The organism is Streptomyces sp. NPDC000345 (assembly GCF_042898825.1).
Classification (GTDB): Bacteria; Actinomycetota; Actinomycetes; order Streptomycetales; family Streptomycetaceae; genus Streptomyces.
In genome coordinates, this window is record NZ_JBIAZE010000037.1 from 1 (window position 1) to 1,551 (window position 1,551).

The following is a 1,551-nucleotide window of genomic DNA, read 5'->3' on the forward strand; positions in this document are numbered from 1 at the left end:
ATGTGGCATTCGTCGCCGCCGGAGGCGTAGTCGCCGAAGTAGTCGACGACGTCCTCGGGCCACTGGTTGGCCTCCGCCAGGATCACCGTGTCCGGGTAGTGCGCGTCGATCTCCTTGCGGACCCGCTTGAGGAACTCGTGCGTCGCCGGAAGGTTCTCGCAGTTGGTGCCCTCCTGCGCGTACAGGTACGGCACCGCGTCCAGCCGGAACCCGTCGATGCCGAGGTCCAGCCAGAACCGCAGCGCGGAGATCATCTCCTCCTGCACGGCCGGGTTCTCGTAGTTGAGGTCGGGCTGGTGGGAGAAGAAGCGGTGGAAGAAGTACTGCTTGCGGACCGGGTCGAAGGTCCAGTTGGAGACCTCGGTGTCGACGAAGATGATGCGGGCGTCGGCGTACTGCTTGTCGTCGTCCGCCCACATGTAGTAGTCGCCGTACGGGCCGTCGGGGTCCTTTCTCGACTCCTGGAACCACGGGTGCTGGTCGCTGGTGTGGTTCATGACGAAGTCGATGATCACGCGCATGCCGCGCTGGTGCGCGGCGTCGACGAACTCCACGAAGTCGGCGAGGTCGCCGAACTCCGGGAGGACGGAGGTGTAGTCGGAGACGTCGTATCCGCCGTCGCGGAGCGGGGACTTGAAGAAGGGGGGGAGCCAGAGACAGTCGACGCCCAGCCACTGCAGGTAGTCGAGTTTGGCGGTGATGCCCTTGAGGTCGCCGACGCCGTCGCCGTTGCTGTCCTGGAAGGAGCGGACGAGGACCTCGTAGAAGACGGCCCGTTTGAACCACTCCGGGTCGCGGTCCTTGGCGGGGGTGTCCTCGAACGTGTCCTGAACGGGTTCGTTGACGATCATCGTGTGGGTGACCCTCCGGTCTGCGGGTTGGACGGTCGCAGGACGGTGAGGACGTGCGCGGGCCGGGTGCCCGGTTCGAGACGCACGTAGTTGGCCCTGCCCCAGTGGTAGGTCTCGCCGGTGAGCTCGTCCCGCACCGGCACCGACTCGTGCCAGTCCAGGCCGAGTTGCGGCATGTCCAACGAGACCGTGGCCTCCTGGGTGTGGTGCGGGTCGAGGTTGACGACCACCAGAACCGTGTTCGAACCGCTCCTCTTCGAGTAGGCGATCACCGCTTCCTTGTCGGCGTGGTGGAAGCGCAGATTGCGCAGGGCGCGCAGCGCCGGGTTCGTCCGGCGGATCTGGTTGAGCCGGGTGATCAGCGGGGCGAGGGTGCGGCCCGCGCGCTCGGCCGCCTCCCAGTCACGGGGTTTGAGCTGGTACTTCTCGCTGTCGAGGTACTCCTCGCTGCCGGGCCGGAGCGGGGTGTTCTCGTAGAGCTCGTAGCCGCTGTAGATGCCCCAGGTGGGCGAGAGGGTGGCGGCCAGGACGGCGCGGACCGCGAAGGCGGGCGGGCCGCCGCTCTGGAGGTACTCGTGCAGGATGTCCGGGGTGTTGGCGAAGAAGTTGGGCCGCATGTAGGAGGCGGCGTCCCCCGAGAGTTCGGTGAGGTACTCCGTCAGTTCCTGCTTGGTGGTGCGCCAGGTGAAGTAGGTGTAGG

At 66.6% G+C, this 1,551-nt stretch carries 1 protein-coding gene and 1 pseudogene; both read right to left on the reverse strand.

Features of this window, described 5'->3' with window-relative positions; genetic code table 11:
- The coding region (locus ACFY30_RS39295) for an alpha-amylase family glycosyl hydrolase (RefSeq protein ID WP_390849946.1) at positions 1-851 on the reverse strand (851 nt) is incomplete at its 3' end.
- Positions 848-1,551: pseudogene (locus ACFY30_RS39300) on the reverse strand (alpha-1,4-glucan--maltose-1-phosphate maltosyltransferase); the annotation flags it as partial. The pseudogene ACFY30_RS39300 and the gene ACFY30_RS39295, both read right to left, overlap by 4 nt.